Annotated in this window: 28 protein-coding genes and 1 pseudogene; 24 read left to right on the plus strand and 5 right to left on the minus strand. The window is 46.5% G+C overall.

Annotated elements, in window-relative coordinates; genetic code table 11:
* From hisH to hisE, 5 genes are read left to right on the plus strand one after another with little or no spacing between them, the layout of a single operon-like run.
* Nucleotides 1-609 carry an imidazole glycerol phosphate synthase subunit HisH gene (gene hisH, locus NQZ91_08905; GenBank protein ID UUM57459.1) on the plus strand — a complete coding sequence of 203 codons (609 nt, stop codon included), beginning with the start codon at nt 1-3 and terminating at the stop codon, nt 607-609.
* 11 nt (nt 610-620) lie between these two features.
* Entirely contained in the window at nt 621-1340 is a 720-nt protein-coding gene (gene hisA, locus NQZ91_08910) for a 1-(5-phosphoribosyl)-5-[(5-phosphoribosylamino)methylideneamino]imidazole-4-carboxamide isomerase (protein ID UUM57460.1), read from the plus strand.
* 2 nt (nt 1341-1342) lie between these two features.
* Nucleotides 1343-2107: an imidazole glycerol phosphate synthase subunit HisF gene (hisF, locus tag NQZ91_08915; GenBank protein ID UUM57461.1), complete on the plus strand. Its 765-nt coding sequence runs from the start codon at nt 1343-1345 to the stop codon at nt 2105-2107.
* Nucleotides 2100-2414 carry a phosphoribosyl-AMP cyclohydrolase gene (gene hisI / locus NQZ91_08920; GenBank protein UUM57462.1) on the plus strand — a complete coding sequence of 105 codons (315 nt, stop codon included), beginning with the start codon at nt 2100-2102 and terminating at the stop codon, nt 2412-2414. Before hisF ends, hisI begins: the two co-directional genes overlap by 8 nt.
* A 13-nt stretch (nt 2415-2427) precedes the next feature.
* A complete protein-coding gene (hisE, locus tag NQZ91_08925) occupies nt 2428-2742 on the plus strand; it encodes a phosphoribosyl-ATP diphosphatase (GenBank protein UUM57463.1) in 315 nt (104 codons plus the stop codon).
* Between the two features lie 51 nt (nt 2743-2793).
* On the opposite strand, the gene NQZ91_08930 is transcribed toward hisE, so the two are convergent.
* Together NQZ91_08930 and NQZ91_08935 are read right to left on the minus strand one after the other, a co-directional pair.
* Entirely contained in the window at nt 2794-3435 is a 642-nt protein-coding gene (locus NQZ91_08930; GenBank protein UUM57464.1) for an HAD family hydrolase, read from the minus strand.
* Nucleotides 3436-3471: 36 nt separating this feature from the next.
* Complete coding sequence (locus tag NQZ91_08935) at nt 3472-4431, minus strand: asparaginase (GenBank protein UUM57465.1); 960 nt, start codon at nt 4429-4431, stop codon at nt 3472-3474.
* A 70-nt stretch (nt 4432-4501) separates the two neighbouring features.
* On the opposite strand from NQZ91_08935, the pseudogene NQZ91_08940 reads away from it, so the two are divergent.
* Nucleotides 4502-5864 (plus strand): annotated as a pseudogene (locus tag NQZ91_08940) (Cof-type HAD-IIB family hydrolase).
* 33 nt (nt 5865-5897) lie between these two features.
* On the opposite strand, the gene NQZ91_08945 reads toward NQZ91_08940, so the two are convergent.
* Nucleotides 5898-6350, minus strand: coding sequence for a universal stress protein (locus NQZ91_08945; protein ID UUM57466.1), 453 nt, complete (start codon nt 6348-6350; stop codon nt 5898-5900).
* 311 nt (nt 6351-6661) lie between these two features.
* Between NQZ91_08945 and NQZ91_08950 the strand changes: the two genes are divergently transcribed.
* The gene (locus NQZ91_08950; protein UUM57467.1) at nt 6662-7876 is read left to right on the plus strand and encodes a pyridoxal phosphate-dependent aminotransferase; all 1215 of its coding nucleotides are present in this window, start codon (nt 6662-6664) and stop codon (nt 7874-7876) included.
* Between the two features lie 147 nt (nt 7877-8023).
* On the opposite strand, the gene NQZ91_08955 is transcribed toward NQZ91_08950, so the two are convergent.
* Nucleotides 8024-9379 carry an aspartate kinase gene (locus tag NQZ91_08955; GenBank protein ID UUM57468.1) on the minus strand — a complete coding sequence of 452 codons (1356 nt, stop codon included), beginning with the start codon at nt 9377-9379 and terminating at the stop codon, nt 8024-8026.
* A 145-nt stretch (nt 9380-9524) separates the two neighbouring features.
* On the opposite strand from NQZ91_08955, the gene NQZ91_08960 reads away from it, so the two are divergent.
* The 17 genes from NQZ91_08960 (at nt 9525) to NQZ91_09040 (ending at nt 22932) form a co-directional block, all read left to right on the plus strand.
* Nucleotides 9525-10169 (plus strand): HAD family phosphatase, encoded by a 645-nt coding sequence (locus NQZ91_08960; GenBank protein ID UUM57469.1) that lies wholly within the window; start codon nt 9525-9527, stop codon nt 10167-10169.
* Nucleotides 10170-10318: 149 nt separating this feature from the next.
* Entirely contained in the window at nt 10319-11110 is a 792-nt protein-coding gene (locus tag NQZ91_08965) for an enoyl-CoA hydratase (protein ID UUM58851.1), read from the plus strand.
* A gap of 240 nt (nt 11111-11350) precedes the next feature.
* Nucleotides 11351-11785, plus strand: coding sequence for a MarR family transcriptional regulator (locus NQZ91_08970; protein UUM57470.1), 435 nt, complete (start codon nt 11351-11353; stop codon nt 11783-11785).
* A complete protein-coding gene (locus NQZ91_08975) occupies nt 11782-12759 on the plus strand; it encodes a ketoacyl-ACP synthase III (protein UUM57471.1) in 978 nt (325 codons plus the stop codon). The genes NQZ91_08970 and NQZ91_08975 overlap by 4 nt, the downstream gene beginning before the upstream one ends.
* Nucleotides 12760-12815: 56 nt before the next feature.
* A complete protein-coding gene (locus NQZ91_08980; GenBank protein ID UUM57472.1) occupies nt 12816-13040 on the plus strand; it encodes an acyl carrier protein in 225 nt (74 codons plus the stop codon).
* Nucleotides 13041-13207: 167 nt separating this feature from the next.
* Nucleotides 13208-14173, plus strand: a complete 966-nt coding sequence (gene fabK / locus NQZ91_08985) for an enoyl-[acyl-carrier-protein] reductase FabK (protein ID UUM57473.1) — start codon at nt 13208-13210, stop codon at nt 14171-14173.
* A gap of 1 nt (nt 14174) precedes the next feature.
* The gene (fabD, locus tag NQZ91_08990) at nt 14175-15095 is read left to right on the plus strand and encodes an ACP S-malonyltransferase (GenBank protein UUM57474.1); all 921 of its coding nucleotides are present in this window, start codon (nt 14175-14177) and stop codon (nt 15093-15095) included.
* Nucleotides 15096-15104: 9 nt separating this feature from the next.
* Entirely contained in the window at nt 15105-15839 is a 735-nt protein-coding gene (gene fabG, locus NQZ91_08995) for a 3-oxoacyl-[acyl-carrier-protein] reductase (GenBank protein ID UUM57475.1), read from the plus strand.
* A 13-nt stretch (nt 15840-15852) separates the two neighbouring features.
* Nucleotides 15853-17088, plus strand: coding sequence for a beta-ketoacyl-ACP synthase II (fabF, locus tag NQZ91_09000; protein ID UUM57476.1), 1236 nt, complete (start codon nt 15853-15855; stop codon nt 17086-17088).
* Complete coding sequence (accB, locus tag NQZ91_09005; GenBank protein ID UUM57477.1) at nt 17089-17565, plus strand: acetyl-CoA carboxylase biotin carboxyl carrier protein; 477 nt, start codon at nt 17089-17091, stop codon at nt 17563-17565.
* Nucleotides 17562-17984, plus strand: a complete 423-nt coding sequence (gene fabZ, locus NQZ91_09010; GenBank protein ID UUM57478.1) for a 3-hydroxyacyl-ACP dehydratase FabZ — start codon at nt 17562-17564, stop codon at nt 17982-17984. The genes accB and fabZ overlap by 4 nt, the downstream gene beginning before the upstream one ends.
* Nucleotides 17985-18008: 24 nt before the next feature.
* Nucleotides 18009-19382, plus strand: a complete 1374-nt coding sequence (accC, locus tag NQZ91_09015; protein UUM57479.1) for an acetyl-CoA carboxylase biotin carboxylase subunit — start codon at nt 18009-18011, stop codon at nt 19380-19382.
* A gap of 14 nt (nt 19383-19396) precedes the next feature.
* On the plus strand, nt 19397-20263 hold the full coding sequence (gene accD, locus NQZ91_09020; GenBank protein ID UUM57480.1) for an acetyl-CoA carboxylase, carboxyltransferase subunit beta: 867 nt from the start codon (nt 19397-19399) through the stop codon (nt 20261-20263).
* Nucleotides 20260-21033: an acetyl-CoA carboxylase carboxyl transferase subunit alpha gene (locus tag NQZ91_09025; GenBank protein ID UUM57481.1), complete on the plus strand. Its 774-nt coding sequence runs from the start codon at nt 20260-20262 to the stop codon at nt 21031-21033. Before accD ends, NQZ91_09025 begins: the two co-directional genes overlap by 4 nt.
* Nucleotides 21034-21097: 64 nt before the next feature.
* On the plus strand, nt 21098-21463 hold the full coding sequence (locus tag NQZ91_09030) for a GNAT family N-acetyltransferase (GenBank protein UUM57482.1): 366 nt from the start codon (nt 21098-21100) through the stop codon (nt 21461-21463).
* Nucleotides 21456-22088: a hypothetical protein gene (locus tag NQZ91_09035; protein ID UUM57483.1), complete on the plus strand. Its 633-nt coding sequence runs from the start codon at nt 21456-21458 to the stop codon at nt 22086-22088. The genes NQZ91_09030 and NQZ91_09035 overlap by 8 nt, the downstream gene beginning before the upstream one ends.
* A 178-nt stretch (nt 22089-22266) precedes the next feature.
* Nucleotides 22267-22932, plus strand: coding sequence for a CPBP family intramembrane metalloprotease (locus NQZ91_09040; protein UUM57484.1), 666 nt, complete (start codon nt 22267-22269; stop codon nt 22930-22932).
* Nucleotides 22933-23011: 79 nt separating this feature from the next.
* On the opposite strand, the gene NQZ91_09045 is transcribed toward NQZ91_09040, so the two are convergent.
* Nucleotides 23012-23938, minus strand: a complete 927-nt coding sequence (locus NQZ91_09045) for a site-specific integrase (protein UUM57485.1) — start codon at nt 23936-23938, stop codon at nt 23012-23014.
* Nucleotides 23939-24011: the final 73 nt, after the last annotated feature.

The following is a 24011-nucleotide window of genomic DNA, read 5'->3' on the forward strand; positions in this document are numbered from 1 at the left end:
ATGATACGAGTGATTGATTACGATGCTGGAAATACAGCCAATGTCCTGCGGGCCTTGGAAAAAATCGGTGTAGCTGCGGAATTGACGGCGGATCCTGAGAAAATTTTGTCGGCTACAGGTTTGATTTTACCGGGAGTCGGTGCCTTTCCGTCGGCTATGGCTGAATTAGAAAAACGCCAACTGCTCCCAGCTATTCAGACAGCTGTGGCGGCTGGCAAGCCTTTTTTGGGCATTTGTTTAGGCATGCAGTTGCTCTTAGACCAAGGTTTGGAACACCAGCCGACCAAGGGTTTGGGCCTCATTCCCGGTGTTTGTCGTCCTATTCCAGCTAAAGAGGGCTATCCTGTGCCCCACATGGGCTGGAATCAGTTGGAAGTCAAGCAGAAAAATCCACTGACAGATGGGCTTGATGACCAGTCGGTTTACTTTGTTCACAGTTATTTTACCGATGTAGCGCCTGAATATATCGACGCAACAGCGGATTATAGCAGGGAAATTCCAGCAATGATTTCAAAAGGAAATGTCTTTGGGGCGCAGTTTCACCCTGAAAAATCAGGTCAGGTTGGGCTTGGCATTTTGACAAAGTTTGCGGCATTATGTCAGAAATAGTGAGGGAAGATATGCAGATTTATCCAGCGATTGATATTCGAAATGGGAAGGCAGTGCGTCTCTTTAAAGGAGACTTTAATCAGGAGACCGTTGTTAACCCAGATGTATTAGACCAAGCCAAAACATTTGCGGCTGCGGGGATTGACTTTATTCACGTGGTAGATTTGGACGGTGCTTTAGAGGGACATGCGACCAATAGGGATTTGATTGCCAGTTTGAAAAGCGAGACCGGTCTCCGCATTCAAGTTGGAGGTGGCGTTCGCACCTTGGACCAGATTGCGGACTATCTGGATGCGGGCATTGACCGTGTCATTATTGGGTCTATGGCTGTTAAAAACCCAGATTTTGTCAAGCAAGCCTTGAAGCGTTTTGGGAGTCAGGCCATTGTCGTGGGCATCGATGCCAAAAATGGCTTTGTCGCAACAGAAGGTTGGCTAGAAACCAGTCAAGTAGATTATATGAGCTTGGCCAAGGAGATGGAAAAGATTGGTGTGCGGCTTTTTGTCTACACCGATGTGGACCGCGACGGTACCTTGACAGGTCCTAATTTTGACCATTACAGAAAATTGAAGGCGACCTTGACAGAGGCAGATGTCATTGCTTCTGGTGGTATCCATTCCATGAGCGACTTGGTGGAGCTGGCGCAAATCGGTGTTTCTGGAACCATTGTCGGCAAGGCCTATTACAGCGGCAAGGTTAGCTTGGACGACTTGCAGCAATTTGGAGGTTAATCATGTTAGCAAAACGCATTATCCCCTGTCTGGACGTCAAGAACGGTCGGGTAGTCAAGGGGGTCAATTTTGTCAACTTGACGGATGTGGGAGACCCTGTGGACACAGCAAAAGCCTACTACGAGGCAGGCTGTGATGAATTGGTTTTTCTTGATATTACTGCGACGCATGAAGAACGCGAAACGACTGTGGACATGGTGCGGCGCGTGGCAGACCAAGTCTTTATTCCTTTTACCGTTGGCGGTGGCATTCGTTCCGTCGATGATATGAACAAGATGCTCAAGGCAGGGGCTGACAAGGTATCGGTCAATTCATCGGCGGTGGCCAATCCATCCTTGATCAAAGAATGTGCTGAAAAATTCGGCAGCCAATGTGTTGTGGTCGCTATTGATGCGCGCAAGGAGGTAGATGGAACTTGGCATGTCTACGTGGCTGGTGGTCGCAAGGATACCGGTCTAGATTTACTATATTGGGCCAAAAAGGTCGTCGAGCTCGGAGCTGGCGAAATCCTTTTGACCAGCATGGACAAAGACGGGACCAAGTCAGGCTTTGATGTGGACATGCTCAATGCTGTGGCGAGCGTGGTGACGGTTCCCATCATTGCATCGGGTGGCGCTGGTAATACGAACCATATCCTTGAGGTATTTGAACAGACACCGGCGACTGGAGCACTGGCAGCATCCATCTTTCATTATGGCCAAGTCAGTATTGCTGAAACCAAATCAGCTATGCGCCAGAATGGAATTGAGGTGCGATTAAATGATTAGTATTGATTTTGCCAAGCAAGACGGACTGGTGCCTGTGATTGTCACTGACCATGAGACAGGTCTGGTCTTGATGCTGGCTTATATGAATGAAGAATCCTATCAAAAGACCTTGGAAACCAAACAGATGCATTACTGGAGCCGGTCGCGTCAGGAATTGTGGCACAAGGGTGCAACCAGTGGGCATTTTCAGACGGTTAAATCCATCAAAACAGATTGTGACCGCGACACCCTGCTCATTTCCGTCGAGCAAGTAGGGGCTGCCTGCCATACGGGTGCCTATAGTTGCTTTTTTGAAAACATACTCTAAGAAAGGAGCAGATATGCTAGAAACCTTGTACCATGAAGCCCTGAACCGTAAGCGTAATCCAAAAGAAGGGTCCTATACTAACTACTTGTACGGCAAAGGCTTGGATAAAATTCTCAAGAAAGTTGGGGAAGAGGCGACAGAAGTTGTGATTGCCGCCAAAAACGCCGACAAGGAAGAAATTGCCAATGAAACAGCTGATTTGCTCTATCATATGGCTGTTCTGCTGGTGGAAACTGGCGTGAGCTTGGAAGAAATCGAAGCTGTTTTGCAAGTTCGTCAAGGAAAAGTCAGTAAAACCAGCGACCGCCGAGAAATTAGTGACTACTAAAAAAAGCTCATCACGAGCTTTTTAGTTTGTGAAAAAATCCGAAAAAAGTATCTACCCCAACAAATCTTCCAGTTCTTCCACCGTTTGGACAATGTGGCTGGCACCAGCAGTTGTCAATTCCTCTCGGTCACCATAGCCATACAGGACACCGATACTGTCGAGCTGGTGTTGCTTGGCACCGCTGACATCATGTTTACGGTCACCAATCATGACAGCTTTGCCATTGATTTTTTCCAGTTGGTCCAGCGCATAGGCAATAATCTGCCCCTTATTGGTGCGCGTGTCATCCAAACTTGCGCCTGCAATGACTGTAAAATAGCGGTCCAATTCAAAATGGGCCAATATTTGTTTGGCAAAGATTTCTGGTTTTGAAGTGGCGATGAGGAGTGTTTTTCCTTGCTCTTGCAATTTGCCCAACAATTCCGGAATACCGGGATAGGGATGGTTTTCAAACATTCCCTTGCTGGTAAAATATTCCCGAAAATAATCGACTGCCTGCTGGGTTTCTGTCGCATTCAGTCCATAAAACTGGGCAAATGATTCGTAAAGAGGTGGTCCGATAAAGCGAGACAAGTGACTGGAATTGTCATCAGCAATGCCCATTTTTTCCAAGGCATAGGCAGCCGAATGGATAATGCCGGGACCAGAATCGGTCAATGTTCCGTCTAAGTCGAAGAGAAGCGTTTGGTACATAGGAACCTCCATTTTTATTGGTCCGTAAGACAAGTGTTATCCCTGTATATAGTCAGTCAATTCCTGATCCTTCAGACCTGCATTTAAGGCAATCAAGAGCTTGATTCTGGCTTTTTGAGCATTCAGCTCCTTGACAAAGAGGATACCTTCTTGCTCTAGTTGGATACCGCCTCCCTGGTAGGCGTAGACAGGCTCGGCAATACCGTTAAAGCAACGAGAAACCAGCACAATCGGAATTCCTGCTGCCAGCAAGCGGTGGATTGCTGGCAAGATAGATGGAGGCAGATTTCCAGCTCCAAGGGCCTCAATCACAAGGCCGGAAAGTTTACCAGGGTCTAGAGAATCAAGGAGAATGGTCTCCATATCTGCAAAAGCTTTGATGATAGGAATGGTTCCTGCAATTTCTGACAAATCAAAGCGAACACGTGGCTCAGCAGTTTTGAAAAAGAGGATTTCCCGTTTGGTTACAAGCCCCAGAGGACCGTGGGTCGGAGTCTGGAAAGTAGAAACATTTGTCGTATGGGTCTTGGTCACATATTTTGCGGCATGGATTTCATCGTTCATGACCAGCAGAACCCCCTTATCTGCCGCCTTTTCATCTGCGGCGACACGCAGGGCTGTCAGATAATTATAGACACCATCACTACCCAAATCATTGGAAGAGCGCATGGCTCCTGTGATAACAATTGGCTTTTGAGGAATGGCCATGGTATCCAAGAAATAGGCTGTCTCTTCCAAGGTATCGGTGCCATGAGTGATGACAAAGCCGTCAAATTCATCCGCCTGTCGCTTGATTTCTTGGTAGAGCGCCATCATGTGTTCCAATCGAATATGGGGACTTGGCAGGTTCAAAAAATCAACAGACACTACCTGAATAGTGTCCAAGGGAGTAGAAAGACTGGCCATAGGATTGTGGGAACTAGAAGAGACGCTCCCCTGATTGTCGGTCTGCATAGAAATGGTTCCTCCAGTGTGGAGGGCCAGAATTTTTTTCATAAGTTTTCAGTTTCTTTCAAATCTGTGATATACTAATTGTAACATAATTCCAGGGAAGTAGGTGAGCTAGATGGCGGTAAAGGCAGTGTTTTTTGATATTGACGGAACCCTTCTGACCGATAATCGAACAGTCAGCAAATCCACCATCCAGGCTATCAATGCCCTCAAGAAAAATGGCGTTCTCGTGGGCTTGGCAACAGGCAGAGACCCCAACTTTGTCCTGAAATACATGGCCGGCCTATCGCTGGATCTGGCCATCACCTACAATGGCCAATATATTTTTTCAAGAGACCAAGTCCACTTTGCCCAAGCCTTGGATAGGGGAATATTGGAGATCTTTCTTGATTTGGTGGAGAGCAATCAGTGGGACTACTCACTTGGGCTGGGGACAGGAGTTGTAGGCAGTGGTATTATGAACGTAGGCACTGGTCACCTGGTCTACAGATTGACACGCATGATACCGAGCGCCTGGGCTGGTGGCATCAACTTCCTGATTAACCGCCTGGTTCGCAAATTCCGTCCTAAGGACACAGACAAGATTCGTTCCTATCTGGATCAACCGGTTTATCAAGTCTTATTGTTGGCTACTGAGTCAGTGACCCAGCGCCTGGCCCTTCAATTCCCAACTCTTGGTTTTACCAGGTCCAGTGCCTATGCGGCAGATGTCATCAGCAAGGGCAATTCCAAACTGCAAGGCATCCAAAAATTGGGAGAAATCTATGGCTTTAATACGGAAGAAGTGATGGTTTTTGGGGATTCAAACAATGATTTGGAAATGTTAGCCGGTGTTCAGTATGCCATTGCCATGGGAAATGCTACCCAACAGGCCAAAGGGACGGCGACCTATGTGACAGATACCAATAATAAGGATGGTATTTATAAGGCCTTGGTGCACTTTGGTCTCGTGGAGGAGAAGAATGTTGACTAGTAAGGATGCCAATGTTAATGCTGTTCGTGACTTTCACAAGGCTATGGATGGCACACTTCAGGAAATTCCCCAGGCATTTGATGGGAATACGGCCTTTTACAGGGCTAGTTTCAAGTTGGAGGAGCTAGTCGAATTTTTACAGGCAGCCTCATCGGACCAGGCAGATTTTGACCGTAAGGTCCAGGGCCTGCACCAGCAACTCGACAAGGCAGTGGCAAAAGTTACCAGTAAAGGCAGTCCAGGTCTCTCCTTGGTTGGTCAGGTCGATGCCCTGATGGACTTGCTCTATTTTACTTACGGTTCCTTTGTTTTGGTAGGAGTTGACCCCAAACCCATTTTCGATATTGTCCACCAGGCTAATATGGGTAAGCTTTTTCCGGATGGTAAGGCCCATTACGACCCTGTTTCCCACAAAATATTGAAGCCAGAGGGCTGGGAGGAGCGTTTTGCACCAGAAGGGAAAATTCAAGACGAACTAGACAGACAAAAAGGCAGAAAATCCTAATGCGATTCTCTGCCTTTCAATTTATCTAGATGTTTATAGACTTTTTTCTGGATTGCGCACAATCAAGATGTCAATGTCTGTGTGGCGCATGATGTATTCAGAAGAAGAGCCGATGAGCAGTCGCTCGAAGGTGTTGAGACCAGTCGCTCCCAGTAGCATCAAATCGGCACCAGCCTCTTGTGGAATGTCTGTGGAGAGTAAGGTCTTGGGATTGCCAAACTCAACGATAGTGGCAATGTCTGTCAAGCCTGCATCGGTAGCCCACTTTTTATAATTTCCTAAAAGAGTTTCGGCCTCTTTTTCAAGAGATTCGTAGATGGATGCGTCAAAAGCCACGACATTATGTAGGGCTCTGGTGTCGATGACATGGGCAATGGTCAATTTTGCCTGATTGCGTTTAGCAACTTGAATGGCTTTTTGCAAAGCAACTTCGGCATTTGTTGAACCATCAACAGCAACTAAAATAGATTGATAGGTTTGTAACATGATTCTTACCTCCTTTTAGACGATTTTTGTAAGGGAATATTATACATTTATATTATAAGGTATTTTGCAAAAAATGTAAAGTATTTATTGATAGATGGAGAAAAATAATATAAGCAACCGTAATGATAGTCAGATTGCAGTGTCCAGAGACAGATAGAGTGTTCATGTCATTCTAGTAGTATCATTTCCCTACATTTCCTGCGATTTATAACATTTAGTGATAGATTTACTATGAAAATGATTGCTAAAATGACCAAATTCCATTATGATAGTAGTATTCATAGACTCAAGAAAGTTGAGGAGGTATAGTTATGAGACAATTTGAAAAGTCAACAAAGCTCGAACATGTTGCATACGATATCCGTGGTCCAGTCTTGGAGGAAGCTATGCGCATGCGGGCAAATGGTGAGAAGATTCTCCGCTTGAACACAGGAAATCCAGCTGAATTTGGTTTTACGGCGCCAGATGAGGTTATTCACGACTTGATTCACAATGCCCGTAAATCAGAAGGCTATTCCGACAGTAAGGGGATTTTTTCTGCCCGTAAGGCCATCATGCAGTATTGCCAGGTCAAGAAGTTTCCAAATGTTGACATCGATGACATTTACATCGGAAATGGAGTTAGTGAACTGATTACCATGTCTATGCAGGGCTTGCTAGATAATGGAGACCAGGTCCTGGTGCCAATGCCCGACTATCCACTTTGGACAGCGGCAGTTAGCCTGGCAGGTGGCGATGCGGTCCATTATCTCTGTGACGAGGGGGCAGATTGGTATCCAGATTTGGACGATATTCGTTCAAAAATCACCAGCCGCACCAAGGCGATTGTCCTGATTAACCCCAATAACCCAACAGGTGCTCTTTATCCTAAAGAATTATTGTTGGAGATTGTAGAGATTGCCCGCCAGCATGAGCTCATCATTTTCTCGGATGAAATCTATGACCGCATGGTTTTTGACGGCGCAGTCCATATCCCAATTGCTTCATTGGCCCCAGATGTTTTTGTCGTGACTATGAATGGTCTGTCCAAATCCCATCGTATCTGTGGCTTCCGTGTGGGCTGGATGGTCCTATCAGGTCCTAAAAAGCATGTGAAAGGCTATATCGAGGGTCTCAATATGTTGTCCAACATGCGGCTCTGTTCCAATGTCCTGGCCCAGCAAGTTGTCCAAACTTCGCTTGGAGGCTACCAATCAGTCGATGAATTGTTGGTACCTGGTGGCCGACTTTATGAGCAGAGAGAATTCATCACCAAGGCTATCCAAGATATTCCAGGGCTTTCAGCTGTCAAGCCTAAGGCAGGTCTCTATATCTTCCCGAAAATTGACCGTGAAATGTACCGGATTGATGATGACGAGCAGTTTGTATTGGACTTCCTCAAGCAAGAAAAGGTTCTCTTGGTCCATGGTCGTGGATTTAACTGGAAGGACCCAGACCACTTCCGTATTGTCTACCTTCCACGTGTAGACGAGCTAGCAGAAATCCAAGAAAAAATGACCCGCTTCTTGGCCCAATATCGTAGATAAAAAATAAGCTCAAACCGTTTAGGTGAGAGCTTATTTTTGTGGGATGATGTGAGAGGGATTAGGTAGAATCCTTGCGGCGACTAAAATAAATTTGATTTATACACTACCTGTTTCATTTGTATGTCCAGTATGGAACTGAAAAAATTCTTATTTACCCTCAAAAAATGCTGTGTAAAGTGCCTGTAGGGCCTGCTCTTTTTGTTCCGTTTTGACAACAAACATGACAGAAACTTCGCTGGCACCTTGTGAAATCATGGCCAGGTTGACATTCTGGTTAGATAGGGCAGTCGTTGCCGTGGCTGTTACACCGACATGGCTCTTCATGTTCTCACCAACGATCATGATGGTGGATAGGCCACGCTCGATTTCAGCCTTATCAACCTCCAGCTGCGTTTTGAGCTGGCGAAGGATTTCAGCTTCCTTGATAGGGGTCAATTCGCGGCCACGGAGTACGATGGACAGGTCGTCGATACCAGTCGGCATGTGCTCGAAACGAATATTCAAGTCTTCTAAAATTTGTAGGACCTTGCGACCAAAACCAACTTCACGGTTCATCAGGTACTTGGAAATGTTGATACTTGTGAAATCATCATCTGCTGCAATTCCGACAACAGGCAGGGTCTGGTCAGTATGCTCCAGGACGATTTGGGTGCCTGGGTGGCTAGGGTTATTCGTGTTTTTGATAACCAAAGGAATGCGTCCACGGTAGGCAGGTAGGAGGGCTTCGTCATGAAGGACGGAGAAGCCTGCATAGGCCAATTCACGCATCTCACGGTAAGTTAATTCCTTGATAGAATGTGGATTTTTGATGATACCAGGATGGGCAGCAAAAATGCCGTCAACATCGGTAAAGTTCTCGTAGAGGTCAGCTTTGACACCGGCCGCTACGATAGAGCCTGTAATATCCGAACCACCACGGGAGAAGGTACAGATTTGATTGTCGATGGTCACACCGAAAAAGCCAGGGATAATCAAGACCTCATCCGCATCGCGCAATTCTTCAATCTTATCATAGCTAGACGGTAGGATACGGGCATTTCCAGGTTCTGAGCTGACAATGATACCAGTTTTCTTAGGGTGAACATAGCGGGCAGGCAGTCCTTTTTGGGTAAAATATTCTGCAATCAGCTTGGCATTGTTGTCCTCGCCGGCCGCTAGGAATGCGTCGTAAAGAAATTCATTATTTTCAATCGGCAGGGTCGCCAGGGCCTTGATGCTGTCAGCAATCTTCGCCATGCTTTTAGCTATAAAACCAAGCTCGTCAACCATAGCCTGGTAACGATTGATAATCCATTCTTGGCTGGCTGTCACATCCTTGCCGCTTGTATATTCCTTGTAGTATTTAATCAGAGCGTCTGTCACTTTCGTATCTTCGGCATTACGTTTACCTGGTGCTGATACGACAACAAAACGGCGCTCAGGGTCCGATTGAACGATGCTAAATACTTTTTCTAATTGGCTGGCAGACGCGAGCGAGCTACCTCCAAATTTGGTTACTTTCATAAGAATCTCCTCAGATATTTTTTACTATTATAGCAGAAGATGGGGGCTTTGTCAGTATTTTCTGGGAAATTTTCAGAATTTATTGAAAATTACATTCATGAAACTTTCTGGGAATTGTGGTAAACTAGTGGAAAGAGGAGAAAGCATGGTAAAAGCAATTATTTTTGATATGGATGGAGTCCTGTTTGATACAGAGACCTTTTATTTCCAGAGACGCATCGATTTTTTAGCGACCAAGGGACTGTCGGTCGATCACCTGGACCCAAGTATTTTTGTGGGTGGCAGGGCCAGTCAAATGTGGCGTCGGATTTTGGCGAATGACTTTGACAAGTGGGATGTGCCTGCCTTGGAAAAGGAGTACCGTATATATAAGGAAAACCGGCCGACACCCTATGGTCAGCGGCTTTTTCCTGATGTCAAACAAGTCTTGCAGGCTTTGACAGACAAGAGCGTACCTCTGGTATTGGCCTCCAATACGGACAGGGAAGAAATCGAACGTGCCTTGGAAGAAGCTGGAATTAGACCTTATTTTAAACAGGTCTTTTCAGCCATGGAATGCGGAGCGCCCAAGCCAGCTCCGGATGTCTACAATCTCGCAGCCCAGGCGACTGGGGTGGACAAATCAGAGATTGTGGTCTTTGAAGACAGCGCAAAAGGCATCGCGGCAGCAAAAGCAGCAGGCTTGATGGTCTGGGCCATCCGAGACCAGCATTATGGCATTGACCAGAGTCAAGCAGATCACTTGGTGGACAATTTGAGCCAAGGATTGAGAGAATTGGACAAGATGTAAGAGGGTTGGCGAGAGCCAGCCTTTTTCCGATGTCACACTTCTTTTCTGGTAAGGACGTGACAAAATGATTTTCTGTGCTAGAATGGATAACAAGAAAGATGTGGTTTGCTTTTCAAACTATTTCATCTTCAAATGAAGTGGAGCAGGCGATGACCTATCAAACAATTACCTATGATGTTCGGGACGGAATAGCGCTTCTGACCCTCAATCGTCCAAATGTGGCCAATGGCTTTAACATTCTCATGTGTGAGGAAATTTTGGCAGCGATTGACGCAGTTGATCGAGATGCTACTGTGAAAATCCTGCAAATTCAGGCCCAGGGCTCTGTTTTCTCGGTCGGTGGCGACTTGGTCGAGATGAAGCGGGCAGTGGATGAGGATGATATTCCTTCTCTTGTAAAAATAGCAGAGCTGGTCAATGATATCTCATTCGCTATCAAGAAATTGCCAAAGATTGTCATCATGGTGACCGATGGAGCTGTCGCTGGTGCGGCGGCCAACATGTCAGTAGCAGCAGATTTCGTGATTGCCTCTACTAAAACAAAATTTATCCAGGCCTTTGTCGGAGTGGGTCTGGCACCTGATGCCGGCGGGCTCTTTCTCCTCAGTCGGGCAATTGGTGCCAATCGGGCTAGCCAATTAGCCATGACAGGCCAAGGCTTGTCTGCTGATAAGGCCCTGGACTATGGCATCGTTTACAAATTGTCCGAACCTGAAAAGCTGGAAAAAACAGTCGCTCAGGTCATCAAAAAACTGTTACGAGGCTCTGTTAACTCTTACGCCGCCATCAAGCAGCTGGTCTGGGAAAGCCAGTTCAAGGACTGGGAGACCTATCGCAAGTTAGAATTGCAGTTGCAGGAGGAATTGGCCTTCAAGGAAGATTTCAAGGAAGGTGTCCGAGCCCATGCCGAACGCCGAAGACCAGTATTTACCGGTCAATGAGCTAAAATTTATTACCGAGTACGTCTATTTGTTTTCTTTTAGTACTAGGCAACGAGCCGAAGGCAGAACTTAAGTTAGGCGAGGTGTGTTCAAATAATATTGATTGTCTGATGTTCGAAATTCAGAAACGAGGTTTCCTCGGTCGTCGAAGCAATAAAAGAAAAACAAAATGACAAAAAATATTTGACAATCAAAGTTTTTTGCTCTATACTTTGACTATCAAAGTTAAGGAGGCCTGTTTTGGAAGATCAAAAAGTAAATGATTACCTAACAGCTATATTTAATAATGTACTGGTGATTGAAGAAACAAGTCTACGGGGGAGCCGATTTAAGGATATTTCTATCAAGGAGATGCACACCATTGATGTGATTGGAAGTAAACCGGATGCGACACCCACAGATGTCTCCCGCGCTTTGATGGTGACCTTGGGAACTGTCACAACCAGTCTGAATAATCTGGAGCGAAAGGGCTACGTGGAGCGTGTGCGTTCGACCAGAGACAGGCGGATCATTCATCTCTACTTAACCAAAAAGGGACGCTTGGTCTATCGGCTGCATCAGCGTTTCCACAATGAAATGGTCAAGCAGATTACGGATGGCATGGATGAGACGGAATACCAGGTCATGAAGAAAGGGCTCATGAAACTCTATCACTTTTTGGAGGATTTGAAATGAGAACCCATGCTAAAATAAGTCAGGTGGCCCACTATCTTCCAGAAAAGATTGTGACCAATGACGATTTGGCTCAGATAATGGATACCAGTGATGATTGGGTCCGCAGTCGGACAGGAATTGGTCAACGACATGTTGTCACAGACCAGACGACAAGTGATTTGGCCACTGCCGTGGCGCAGGACTTGCTGGAGAAGGCGCAGATTGGTGCGGAGGAGATTGATTTTATCATCCTGGCCACCATGACACCCGATTCGGTGATGCCATCCACAGCAGCTTTGGTTCAAGCTAAAATCGGAGCGACCAAGGCTTTTGCCTACGACTTGGTGGCGGCCTGTTCGGGCTTTGTCTATGCCTTGTCGACAGCAGAAAAGTTGATTGCATCGGGCCGTTACCAGAAAGGGATGGTCATCGGTGCGGAGACCTTGTCGCGCGTGGTCGATTGGTCGGATCGCTCGACAGCAGTGCTCTTTGGAGACGGTGCCGGCGGCGTCTTACTTGAAGCTTGCGTTCAGCCTAGCTTTCTGGGGGAAATTCTCCGGACTGATGGCAGTCGTGGAGCGAGTTTGACTGCAGGTATTGACCAGAAATGCACCCCATTTTCTGATACTACTTGTTCCCAACCCTACATCCAGATGGAGGGGCGCGCGATTTTTGAATTTGCGACTCGGGATGTGACGGGAACCATAGCAGAGCTGCTCAGTCAGCAAGGTCTGCTAGCAGACCGGATTGATTTCTACCTGCTTCACCAAGCCAATAGTCGAATCTTGGATAAGATGGCTAGAAAGATGGGTGTGGCATCGGAAAAGTTCCCAGCCAATATGGACAAATATGGCAATACCAGTGCAGCCAGTCTGCCCATTCTCCTATCAGAATGCGTGGCGGACGGCCGGATAAAGCTGGACGGTAGCCAGACAGTCGTTCTGGCAGGCTTTGGTGGCGGGCTGACTTGGGGTACGCTACTACTGAAACTTTAGTTAATTCCTTGCCTCTGGCAAGATTAAAATATTTTTTTATAAAAAGGAGCACTATCATGGCAGTATTTGAAAAAGTACAAGAAATCATCGTTGAAGAATTGGGTAAGGATGCTGAAGAAGTAACCCTTACAACAACTTTTGAAGATTTGGACGCAGATTCATTGGATCTTTTCCAAGTAATCTCTGAAATCGAAGATGCATTCGACATCCAAATCGACACAGAAGAAGGATTGACAACTGTAGGTGAATTGGTTGCTTACGTTGAAGAAAAAACTAAATAAGACGTTTAAAGAAAAGTGCTAGTGAGCATTTTTCTTTAGGTTAATAGTTTGATATTCAAAACATTGAAGATTCAAATTAAATTTCAAGTGAGGGCTTGCCCCTCTCTTGTTTAGCTAATTGTTTGATGTTCAAATGATTAGCTAAGCAAATAAAGATTGAGGGAACTATGAAAACAAAGATTACAGAATTATTGAACATTAATTATCCGATTTTCCAAGGTGGAATGGCTTGGGTGGCTGACGGTGACTTGGCTGGTGCGGTTTCAAATGCTGGTGGTTTAGGCATTATCGGCGGAGGCAATGCTCCAAAAGAAGTCGTTAAGGCGAATATTGACAAGGTGAAGTCTATCACAGACAAGCCTTTCGGTGTCAATATCATGCTCCTGTCGCCTTTTGCAGATGACATTGTTGACCTAGTTATCGAAGAAGGTGTCAAGGTGGTGACAACGGGAGCTGGGAACCCTGGAAAATACATGGAACGCTTGCACGCAGCTGGTATTACGGTTATTCCAGTGGTTCCAAGTGTCGCTTTGGCCAAACGCATGGAAAAATTGGGTGTGGATGCCGTCATTGCAGAAGGTATGGAAGCAGGTGGTCACATCGGTAAATTGACAACCATGACCTTGGTTCGTCAGGTTGTTGAAGCTGTATCCATTCCTGTTATCGCAGCAGGTGGTATCGCAGACGGTGCTGGTGCAGCTGCGGCCTTTATGTTGGGGGCAGAGGCGATTCAGGTAGGAACGCGTTTTGTCGTTGCCAAAGAGTCAAATGCCCACCCAGCTTACAAGGAAAAGGTCCTCAAGGCTAAGGATATTGACACGACTGTTTCTGCCTCAGTGGTAGGACACTCGGTGCGTGCGATTAAGAACAAGCTTTCGACAGCCTATGCGGCTGCGGAAAAAGACTTCCTTGCTGGGAAAATTTCAGCAGAATCCATTGAGGAACTGGGTGCAGGTGCCCTTCGCAATGCCGTTGTTGATGGTGATGTGATCAATGGTTCGGTCATGGCGGGCCAGATTGCTGGCTTGGTGACTAAAGAAGAAACCTGTGAAGAAATTTTGAAAGATTTATATTTTGGAGCTGCTAAGGTGATTCGTGAGGAAGCGAAGCGCTGGGCTTCTGTTGGAGAATAAGATGACAAAAACAGCCTTTCTATTTGCAGGTCAAGGGGCTCAGACACTTGGTATGGCCCGTGACCTCTATGACACCTATCCCATTGTCAAGGAAACTTACGACCAGGCTAGTCAAATTCTGGGCTATGATGTGCGGGACTTGATTGACCATCAGGAAGATAAGCTCAACCAGACCCGCTATACCCAGCCTGCGATTTTGACAACCTCACTTGCCATTTATCGTTTGTTGGCTGAAAAAGGGATTAAACCCGACATGGTGGCTGGTTTGTCCTTGGGAGAATACGCAGCCTTAGTGGCTTCAGGTGCTCTGGCCTTTGAAGATGCCATTGCCTTGATTGCCAAACGAGGTGAGTTTATGGAAACGGCTGCACCAGCAGGGACTGGTAAGATGGTCGCAGTCCTCAATGCAGATGTCAGCTTGATCGAAGAGGTCTGTTCATCAGTTACCTCTGGGATTGTTTCCCCTGCCAACTACAACACACCAGCCCAAATCGTTATCGGTGGCGAGGTGGCAGCTGTGGATGAGGCGGTGGAAGCCTTGAAGGTGGCGGGTGTCAAACGCATGATTCCCCTCAATGTGTCGGGGCCTTTTCACACGGCTCTTCTGCGGCCAGCGTCGGAGCAATTAGCTCAGGCTCTGGAAGAGGTGGAGTTTTCGGATTTCCAAGTAGACTTGGTTGGGAATACGGAAGCCAAGGTCATGAACCAAGAGGATATCAAGTCCCTCTTGACCCGTCAGGTCATGGAGCCTGTTCGTTTTTACGAGTCCATTGCGACCATGCAGGCGGCTGGTGTGACCAAGTTTATCGAAATCGGTCCAGGCAAAGTCTTGGCAAGCTTTATCAAGAAAATTGATAAGACAGCTGAGGTTGTGACAGTAGAAGATGTGGCAAGTCTAGAAGGCTTATTGACTAGCCAATAAGGAGAAAACATGGAACTTACCAATAAAAATGTGTTTGTGACAGGTTCAAGTCGTGGAATCGGCTTGGCCATTGCCCATAAGTTTGCCAGTCTTGGTGCCAATGTGGTGCTGAATGGTCGTGGTCAGCTGGGGCAGGACTTGCTAGATAGTTTTTCAAGCTATGGTGTCAAAGTAGTGGCGATCTCAGGCGATATTTCCAGCTCGGTAGATGCCAAACGGATGGTGGCTGAGGCAGTTGAGGCACTCGGTAGCGTCGATATCTTGGTCAATAATGCAGGAATTACCAAGGATGGTATGACCTTGCGAATGACGGAAGAAGATTTCGAGAGCGTTTTGAGTATCAATCTAACAGGGACCTTCAACATGACCCAGGCTGTCTTGAAGCCGATGACCAAGGCACGTGAAGGGGCTATTATCAACCTTTCCAGTGTGGTCGGTTTGACAGGGAATGCTGGTCAGGCCAACTATGCCGCTTCTAAGGCAGGTGTTATCGGCTTTACAAAATCCATTGCTCGTGAAGTCGCTGGTCGAAATGTCCGTGTCAATGCCATCGCACCAGGCTTTATCCAGTCAGATATGACAGATGTCTTGTCTGATAAAATCAAGGATGCCATGTTGGGGCAAATTCCTATGAAACGCTTTGGCTTGACGGAAGAAGTAGCGGATGTCGCTGTCTTCTTGGCTAAGCAAGAATATCTAACTGGACAAGTGATCGCCATTGATGGCGGTTTGACCATGCAATAAGAGAGGTTTGAAAATGACAAAATTAAATCGTGTAGTAGTGACAGGCTACGGTCTGACATCTCCAATTGGAAATACACCAGAAGAATTCTGGGATAGCTTGGTCAATGGCAAGATTGGTATCGGAAAGATTACCAAATTTGACACTAGCCAATACACTGTCCATAATGCAGCGGAAATCAAGGATTTTCCATTTGACAAATACTTCGTTAAGAAAGATACCAACCGCTACGACAACTACTCCCTCTATGCTCTTTATGCGGCTCAAGAGGCAGTAGCCAATGCCAATCTTGATACAGAAGCAGTTGACAGCGATCGTTTCGGTGTTATCTTGTCAACAGGGATCGGTGGGATTTTGGAAATCGAAGAGCAGGTTGCTCGTATGAACGAAAAAGGCCCAAAACGGATTCGTCCTATGGCACTTCCGAAGGCTTTGCCAAACATGGCGGCTGGAAATATTGCCATGCAGGTCGGTGCCAATGGTGTCTGCAAGTGTGTCATCACAGCCTGTGCTTCGTCTAACGATGCCTTGGGTGAAGCCTTCCGTGAAATCAAGTTTGGTTTCCAAGATGTTATGTTGGCAGGTGGTTCAGAAGCGGCTATTACACCTTTTGCAATTGGTGGCTTCCAGGCCTTGACAGCTATGTCGACGACTGAGGACCCAGAACGTGCGTCTATTCCCTTTGACAAGGACCGCAATGGTTTTGTCATGGGAGAGGGTGCTGCGGTCTTGGTCTTGGAAAGTTTGGAGCATGCAGAGGCGCGTGGGGCAACCATCTTGGCTGAAATCGTCGGCTATGGAAATACCTGTGATGCCCACCACATGACCTCTCCGCACCCAGAAGGTTTGGGTGCTATCAAGGCCATGAAGTTGGCCATTTCAGAAGCAGGTCTGGAGCCAGCTGATATTGACTACATCAATGCCCATGGGACTTCGACACCGGCTAATGAAAAAGGAGAAAGTCAAGCTATCGTATCCGTCTTCGGCAAGAACACGCCAGTTTCTTCCACTAAGTCCTTCACAGGTCATTTGTTGGGGGCAGCGGGTGCCGTTGAAGCGGCGGCTGTTATTGAGGCCATGCGTCATTCTCATGCACCTAAGACAGCAGGTACGACGGAGTTGTCTGACTACATCGAGGCAGATGTCATCTATGGTCAAGGTCGTGACATGGAAATCCGTCATGCCATTTCAAATACATTTGGCTTTGGTGGGCATAATTCAGTCATCGCTTTCAAACGTTGGGAGGCCTAAGTGAATATTACAGAAATTAAGGACCTGATGAGTCAGTTTGACCAGTCAAGTTTGCGAGAATTTTCATATAGCAATGCTGGGGAAACCTTGCATTTCAGTAAAAACCAGCAGGCGACAGTGGCTCCAAGTCCAATCGTAGAAGCTCCGCTTGCTCCAGTAGCTCCTGCAAGCCCAGCCCCTGTGCCAGCAGTTGAAACCAGTGAGCCAGCTCCAGTAGAAGCCAGCTCAGCCCTTGCGGCAGAGGGGGCGGTAGTGGAAAGTCCACTTGTTGGTGTGGCCTATTTGTCACCAGCCCCAGACAAGCCAGCCTTTGTAGCAGTTGGTGATACGGTCAAAAAGGGGCAGACCCTCATGATTATCGAAGCCATGAAGGTCATGAATGAAGTGCCTGCTGATCGTGATGGTGTGGTCACAGAGATTTTGGTGGCCAACCAGGATGTTGTAGAATTTGGACAAGGATTGGTACGCATCAAATGATTGATATTTTGAAAATTAAAGAGGCTCTTCCTCATCGCTACCCTATGCTCCTGGTCGATCGTGTCCTTGAAGTATCAGAAGATGAGATTGTCGCCCTTAAAAATGTGACCATTAACGAGCCCTTCTTCAACGGGCATTTTCCAGACTATCCTGTTATGCCAGGAGTTCTCATCATGGAGGCTTTGGCTCAAACCGCAGGTGTCTTGGAGTTATCCAAGGAAGAAAACAAGGGCAAGCTGGTCTTTTATGCCGGCATGGATAAGGTTAAATTTAAGAAGCAAGTTGTACCTGGTGACCAGTTGATCATGACAGCTAAATTTGTCAAACGCCGTGGAACCATTGCGGTTGTTGAAGCAAAGGCAGAGGTGGACGGAAAACTGGCTGCGTCGGGGGTATTAACCTTTGCCATTGGGAAATAGTATCTAAAGGAGATAGGATTCATCATGTTTGAGAAGATTTTGATTGCCAATCGTGGTGAGATTGCGGTGCGGCTCATTCGTGCGGCCAGAGAGCTAGGAATTGTGACGGTGGCTGTCTATTCAGAAGCGGACAAGGAAGCTCTCCATACCATGTTGGCAGATGAGGCTGTCTGTATCGGCCCGGCCCGTTCGACAGACTCCTATCTCAATATGCAGGCGGTCATCTCGGCGGCTGTTGTGACAGGTGCCCAGGCCATTCATCCTGGCTTTGGATTTTTGAGTGAAAACTCTAAATTCGCCACCCTATGTGAAGAGGTTGGTATCAAATTTATCGGCCCTTCTGGGACAGTTATGGATACCATGGGCGATAAAATCAATGCACGGGCAGAGATGATTAAGGCTCAAGTGCCTGTCATTCCAGGCTCAGACGGCGAGGTCTTGACCAGCCAAGAAGCCCTTGAAATCGCTGAAAAGATTGGCTATCCTGTCATGCTCAAGGCATCGGCAGGTGGTGGCGGTAAGGGGATTCGTAAGGTTGAAAAAGCCGAAGACTTAGTACCAGCCTTCGAATCAGCTTCCAGCGAAGCCAAGGCAGCTTTTGGCAACGGTGCCATGTATATGGAGCGTGTCGTCTATCCAGCCCGCCACATTGAAGTACAGATTTTGGCAGACCAAAATGGTCATATCATCCATCTGGGAGAACGGGACTGTTCCCTTCAACGCAACAAGCAGAAAGTCTTGGAAGAAGCTCCGTCGATTGCTATCGGCCAGACCATGCGGGATCGTATCGGTCAAGCAGCAGTGCGGGCTGCCCAGTCAGTTGGCTATGAAAATGCAGGAACCATTGAATTCCTATTGGATGAAGCCAAGGGCGAATTTTACTTCATGGAAATGAACACACGGGTGCAGGTGGAACATCCAGTAACTGAATTTGTAACTGGTGTGGATATTGTCAAGGAGCAAATCAAGATTGCGGCTGGTCAGGAACTCAGTGTCCGCCAAGAAGATGTGAAGATTACAGGTCATGCCATTGAATGCCGGATCAATGCTGAAAATCCAGCCTTTAACTTTGCCCCAAGTCCAGGTAAGATTTCCAACCTCTACCTGCCAAGCGGAGGCGTTGGTTTGCGTGTGGATTCGGCAGTTTATCCAGGCTACATGATTCCACCCTACTATGATTCTATGATTGCTAAGGTTATTGTGCATGGAGAAAACCGATTCGAAGCTCTGATGAAAATGCAACGTGCGCTTTATGAATTGGAAATTGACGGAGTGGTGACCAATACAGACTTCCAGCTGGACTTGATTTCCGACAATCGAGTCGTGGCAGGTGACTATGATACTGCTTATCTTATGGAAGAATTTTTACCTCGCTATCAGGATGAATTAAAAAAGTAAACTAGGAGAATGCTATGGCTTTGTTTCGCAAAAAGGACAAATATATCCGCATCAATCCCAATCGTTCGCGGATAGAGTCGGCACCTCAAGCAAAGCCAGAGGTGCCAGATGAACTCTTTTCCAAATGTCCTGCTTGTAAGGTCATCCTTTACAAGAAGGATTTGGGACCAGAGAAAACCTGTCAACACTGTTCCTATAATTTTCGGATTACAGCCCAGGAACGCCTGACATTGACAGTCGATGACAGTTCGTTTGAGGAATTGTTTACGGGGATTGAAACAACTAATCCGCTGGACTTCCCCAATTATCTAGAGAAATTGGCAGCCACCCGTCAAAAAACGGGCTTGGACGAGGCTGTTTTGACAGGCAAGGCGACCATCGGCGGTCAGCCAGTTGCCCTTGGCATCATGGATTCGCACTTTATCATGGCTTCTATGGGAACGGTAGTTGGTGAGAAAATTACCCGCCTCTTTGAGTTGGCTACTGAAGAGAAACTGCCAGTCGTCCTCTTTACCGCATCTGGTGGTGCTCGCATGCAGGAAGGCATTATGAGCCTGATGCAAATGGCTAAGATTTCGGCAGCTGTGAAACGCCATTCCAATGCTGGCCTCTTTTACCTGACGGTCTTGACAGACCCGACAACAGGAGGTGTGACGGCTAGTTTTGCCATGGAAGGGGATATTATCCTGGCTGAGCCACAGACTTTAGTTGGCTTTGCAGGTCGCAGGGTTATTGAGTCAACTGTGCGTGAAAATCTGCCAGACGATTTCCAGAAGGCTGAATTTTTACAAGAACACGGCTTTGTCGATGCCATTGTGAAGCGTCAGGACTTGCCAGCGACCATTAGTCGCTTGTTGAGAATGCATGGAGGTGTCAGATGACCAGTGATGTAGCACGTATGATTCGTTTGGCGCGTGACCAGGCTCGCCTGACGACCTTGGACTATGCCACACAGCTCTTTGATGACTTTATCGAATTGCACGGCGATCGAAATTTCCGTGATGACGGAGCAGTTGTGGGTGGTATCGGCTTTCTGGCAGGTCAACCGGTGACAGTTATTGGAATCCAAAAAGGCAAGAACCTCCAGGACAACCTCAAACGCAACTTTGGTCAGCCCCATCCTGAAGGTTACCGCAAGGCCCTTCGCCTCATGAAGCAGGCGGAAAAGTTTGGTCGTCCCGTTGTCACCTTCATCAATACTGCTGGAGCCTATCCAGGTGTCGGTGCCGAGGAGCGTGGGCAGGGCGAGGCCATTGCCCGCAACCTCATGGAGATGAGCGATCTCAAGGTACCCATTATCGCTATTATCATCGGCGAGGGGGGCTCTGGTGGAGCACTTGCCCTGGCAGTCGCAGACCAGGTCTGGATGCTGGAAAACTCCATGTACGCCGTCCTCAGCCCTGAAGGTTTCGCCTCTATCCTCTGGAAAGACGGCAGTCGGGCCATGGAAGCGGCAGAACTCATGAAGATCACTTCTTATGAGTTGGAGAAACTTCAAGTGGTCGATAGGGTGGTTTTGGAAAATAGCAGAGCGACCAAGGAAGTTTTGGTTGACATCAAGGAAAACCTAGTCAGCCAGTTGGCTTACTTACAAGCCTTGCCACTTGACCAACTACTCGAAAACCGCTATCAACGCTTTAGAAAATACTAGGAAGACCTAGTATTTTTTTGTGACATTTGATACAATAGATAAAATAGTTTCCAGGAGGTTTTCCATGCTGGTAAAAGCAGATTTATCAAACGCAGAAGAATTACTGCCCATTCAACACCGAGCCTTTGCATCCCTCTATGAAATCTATCAGGACCAGTACAATCCTGCTATTGAAACCATGGACTATTTCCAATCACGCTTTGCACGACCAAATTGTAGCTATTACAAGATTATCGAGGAAGAGCACACAGTCGGACTAGTACGAACAACAGTTGCTGAAGATGCTGACCAGGGCTGGCTAGGTCTGATTGGCATTGATCCAGACCACAGAGGAAAAGGCTATGGTCACAAGGCCATCAAAACAGAGCTTGAACAGGAAGGTATGGACATGGTCTATATGGAGAAGTGGAAAGGAGATTCAGATGCTTGAACAGTGTCGCAGATACCTGGATTATCAAGGGGTTCATTATTGCAAGCCTGAAAAAGCAGGAGCTTTGGCAGGCGATATGATAGCCTTAAGAAATGTAGCACAGGCAGCACGCAAGGAGTTTCAGACATTAAGTTTAGTCTTAGCTGAGCACGTCAGTCCCTTTGTGTCTGAGAGGGTCAGTCAATGGATGAATCAAGCCCAAATTTGCAGACCACATTTTTGGACCTATTACCGTTTGCCCACTGCCAGTCTAACGGACTCAGCTCTAGCTATTCGTCTGTATGGTAAGGGAGTTGAGGCAGGGATTTCAGTAGAAGTCAGTTTTATTGAGCGAAAGAAAGTGGAGACCTCTCTGCTTCAGCAAAATCGCGTTCTGAACTGCTCGATTGCGGCACCGCTTTATTATTGGGTGCAAGAGGGACAGGTATTTTATCGCCTGGATGGAACGGAGGAGAATAGACAGAGCCTATTACAAGCCGTTGAAGCAGGACGGATTCGTAAAGTATTGGTCAAGTATGATGTACCGTTTAGAACCGTTGCCTCCGAGGAGGAACTGCTGGAACGCTTGATTCAGGGTTTTTCTCTACTAGAACCCTACTTGAAGATGACACACCCCGCTGGATAATCAGTGGGGTGATGGCAACAAACATCGTAAGGGTATTTGTTTTTTTAGTGTATATTGACAAATTCATTGAATTTTTGTAAAATTGCATTACAACAACAGAACAGATTGATTGACATTGCGTGAAATCCTATAATAGATTGAAGGCACTCTATATGATGGAGCGGAAGAGGAGAAGAGTATGGAGAAACTGAGTCAAGGTTTGGAATGGATTGGTCGGAAGATTTGGGTTTTGCTGCGAGTTTTTATATTTTTGGTATTTTGTGTGATTCCAGATATGATTTTGGAAGAGTCCAAGTCACAAACTGCCTTGGTAATGGCTGGACTGGTGACACTGGGTCTTCTGGTCTTCTTCTGGTGGCGGGCTGAGAAAAATAATCTACCTATCTGGGACAAAAACGTTCTTTCTTGGGACGGTCTGGCAATAGTCATACTAGCCTTTGCTACCATGCAACTGACAGACATGCTTGGTTTCTATTTGTTGGAATTGCAGGGGGCTACGACGACAGCTAACGACGCCTTCATTATCGAATCTTTGAAGGGAGTTCCTTTTGGGCTGGCACTCTTGACAACAGCATTTTTGCCAGCAATTGCAGAAGAGGTTATATTGCGGGGTTATTTCTTTAAGAAATTGTTTGGGTCGCAAGCAGTTGTTGGAATCATTGTTTCAAGCTTGCTTTTCGGAGCCCTTCATGGACCGACCGATCTTGCCTCTTGGCTGATTTATGGGGGAGGTGGCCTCATCTTTTGTATCCTCTATCATAAGACAGGCTACTTGATTTATCCTATTGCTGTTCATTTTATCAACAATGCTTGGTCGGTAGTGGCACTCTACTATTTTCAATAAGCAACAGAAAAGACGATTCCAAGTGGAGTCGTCTTTTGCAATGACCAGTACAAGCCTTGTCACGATAGAGATAGGAATGTCAACAAAGTCCTGACAGTGACCGCATAATTAAATCAACATCTTGGTTTTCTAATTCACGAATGATATGAAGATAGGTTTTCTGGGTCGTTGTTATGCTTGCATGACCAAGTCGTCTAGCAACACTTGCGATAGAAACCCCGGCAAATAATAAAATAGATGCATGGGTGTGTCGCAGGGCATGAATGGTGATGACAGGAAGGTTTGCACTTAGGCAACGCTTTTCAAGAATGGCATTGATGGTAGAGTTGTATATCCGCTCTTTCTTCACGAAAAGTAGGTCATCAGGTTGGGTGTGCTTCAATAAGTTGGCGAATTGGGTGCTGGTTTGCCAGTCGAGTTGGATTTTTCGAATTGAAGATTTATTTTTTGTAGGTAAAAATCCGCCATCTCCTTTATAATTCCATGTTTTATCAATGGTCAATAGCTGTCGGTGAAAATCAAAATCTTGAGTAGTGAGAGCAAGGGCTTCGGAGAATCGAATACCTGTTTTAGCAATCAATAAGATGAGCCAATCCCAATTCAGCTCCTCTCCGAGACGTAATTCTTGTATCAACTGATGAAGTTCAAATTGGTTGAGGTATTTTGTCTTTTTCTTTCGAGGAAGTCTTCCTTTGATAATCACCTTACGTGTCGGATCTCGTTCAATAATTCCTTCATCTACAGCATCTAAAATAGCTCCTTTCAACTGGTGATGAAAATCCATGGTTGTCTGTCGTTCATGTGTTTTAGCATAGCTGTTAATCAATTCTTGGTAACGAACCCGATTCAAATCTTCCAACAACAGACTAGGAGCTAGCCTGATAAGCCACTGCAATGTCATTCTATATTTCTTGAGAGTGACTTCTCGAATGGCTCCTTCCTTGTAAATTCGTAGCCAATTTGCATAATAGTGATGGAAAAGCTGTTTTTCTTTTGATAAGTTCATGGCAGAAGCTCCTTTTTTAATTTTTTTAAATTACATAATTTATTGACATATTCCTGAGAAGATGCTATATTAA

It is taken from the genome of Streptococcus suis (assembly GCA_024583055.1).
In the GTDB taxonomy this organism is placed as follows: domain Bacteria; phylum Bacillota; class Bacilli; order Lactobacillales; family Streptococcaceae; genus Streptococcus; species Streptococcus suis_V.

Coding starts and splice junctions, on each gene's coding strand:
- hisH (UUM57459.1), top strand. CDS start 1: ATGATACGAGTGATTGATTACGATGCTGGAAATACAGCCAATGTCCTG.
- hisA (UUM57460.1), top strand. CDS start 621: ATGCAGATTTATCCAGCGATTGATATTCGAAATGGGAAGGCAGTGCGT.
- hisF (UUM57461.1), top strand. CDS start 1,343: ATGTTAGCAAAACGCATTATCCCCTGTCTGGACGTCAAGAACGGTCGG.
- hisI (UUM57462.1), top strand. CDS start 2,100: ATGATTAGTATTGATTTTGCCAAGCAAGACGGACTGGTGCCTGTGATT.
- hisE (UUM57463.1), top strand. CDS start 2,428: ATGCTAGAAACCTTGTACCATGAAGCCCTGAACCGTAAGCGTAATCCA.
- NQZ91_08930 (UUM57464.1), bottom strand. CDS start 3,435: ATGTACCAAACGCTTCTCTTCGACTTAGACGGAACATTGACCGATTCT.
- NQZ91_08935 (UUM57465.1), bottom strand. CDS start 4,431: ATGAAAAAAATTCTGGCCCTCCACACTGGAGGAACCATTTCTATGCAG.
- NQZ91_08945 (UUM57466.1), bottom strand. CDS start 6,350: ATGTTACAAACCTATCAATCTATTTTAGTTGCTGTTGATGGTTCAACA.
- NQZ91_08950 (UUM57467.1), top strand. CDS start 6,662: ATGAGACAATTTGAAAAGTCAACAAAGCTCGAACATGTTGCATACGAT.
- NQZ91_08955 (UUM57468.1), bottom strand. CDS start 9,379: ATGAAAGTAACCAAATTTGGAGGTAGCTCGCTCGCGTCTGCCAGCCAA.
- NQZ91_08960 (UUM57469.1), top strand. CDS start 9,525: ATGGTAAAAGCAATTATTTTTGATATGGATGGAGTCCTGTTTGATACA.
- NQZ91_08965 (UUM58851.1), top strand. CDS start 10,319: ATGACCTATCAAACAATTACCTATGATGTTCGGGACGGAATAGCGCTT.
- NQZ91_08975 (UUM57471.1), top strand. CDS start 11,782: ATGAGAACCCATGCTAAAATAAGTCAGGTGGCCCACTATCTTCCAGAA.
- NQZ91_08980 (UUM57472.1), top strand. CDS start 12,816: ATGGCAGTATTTGAAAAAGTACAAGAAATCATCGTTGAAGAATTGGGT.
- fabK (UUM57473.1), top strand. CDS start 13,208: ATGAAAACAAAGATTACAGAATTATTGAACATTAATTATCCGATTTTC.
- fabD (UUM57474.1), top strand. CDS start 14,175: ATGACAAAAACAGCCTTTCTATTTGCAGGTCAAGGGGCTCAGACACTT.
- fabG (UUM57475.1), top strand. CDS start 15,105: ATGGAACTTACCAATAAAAATGTGTTTGTGACAGGTTCAAGTCGTGGA.
- fabF (UUM57476.1), top strand. CDS start 15,853: ATGACAAAATTAAATCGTGTAGTAGTGACAGGCTACGGTCTGACATCT.
- fabZ (UUM57478.1), top strand. CDS start 17,562: ATGATTGATATTTTGAAAATTAAAGAGGCTCTTCCTCATCGCTACCCT.
- accC (UUM57479.1), top strand. CDS start 18,009: ATGTTTGAGAAGATTTTGATTGCCAATCGTGGTGAGATTGCGGTGCGG.
- accD (UUM57480.1), top strand. CDS start 19,397: ATGGCTTTGTTTCGCAAAAAGGACAAATATATCCGCATCAATCCCAAT.
- NQZ91_09025 (UUM57481.1), top strand. CDS start 20,260: ATGACCAGTGATGTAGCACGTATGATTCGTTTGGCGCGTGACCAGGCT.
- NQZ91_09030 (UUM57482.1), top strand. CDS start 21,098: ATGCTGGTAAAAGCAGATTTATCAAACGCAGAAGAATTACTGCCCATT.
- NQZ91_09035 (UUM57483.1), top strand. CDS start 21,456: ATGCTTGAACAGTGTCGCAGATACCTGGATTATCAAGGGGTTCATTAT.
- NQZ91_09040 (UUM57484.1), top strand. CDS start 22,267: ATGGAGAAACTGAGTCAAGGTTTGGAATGGATTGGTCGGAAGATTTGG.
- NQZ91_09045 (UUM57485.1), bottom strand. CDS start 23,938: ATGAACTTATCAAAAGAAAAACAGCTTTTCCATCACTATTATGCAAAT.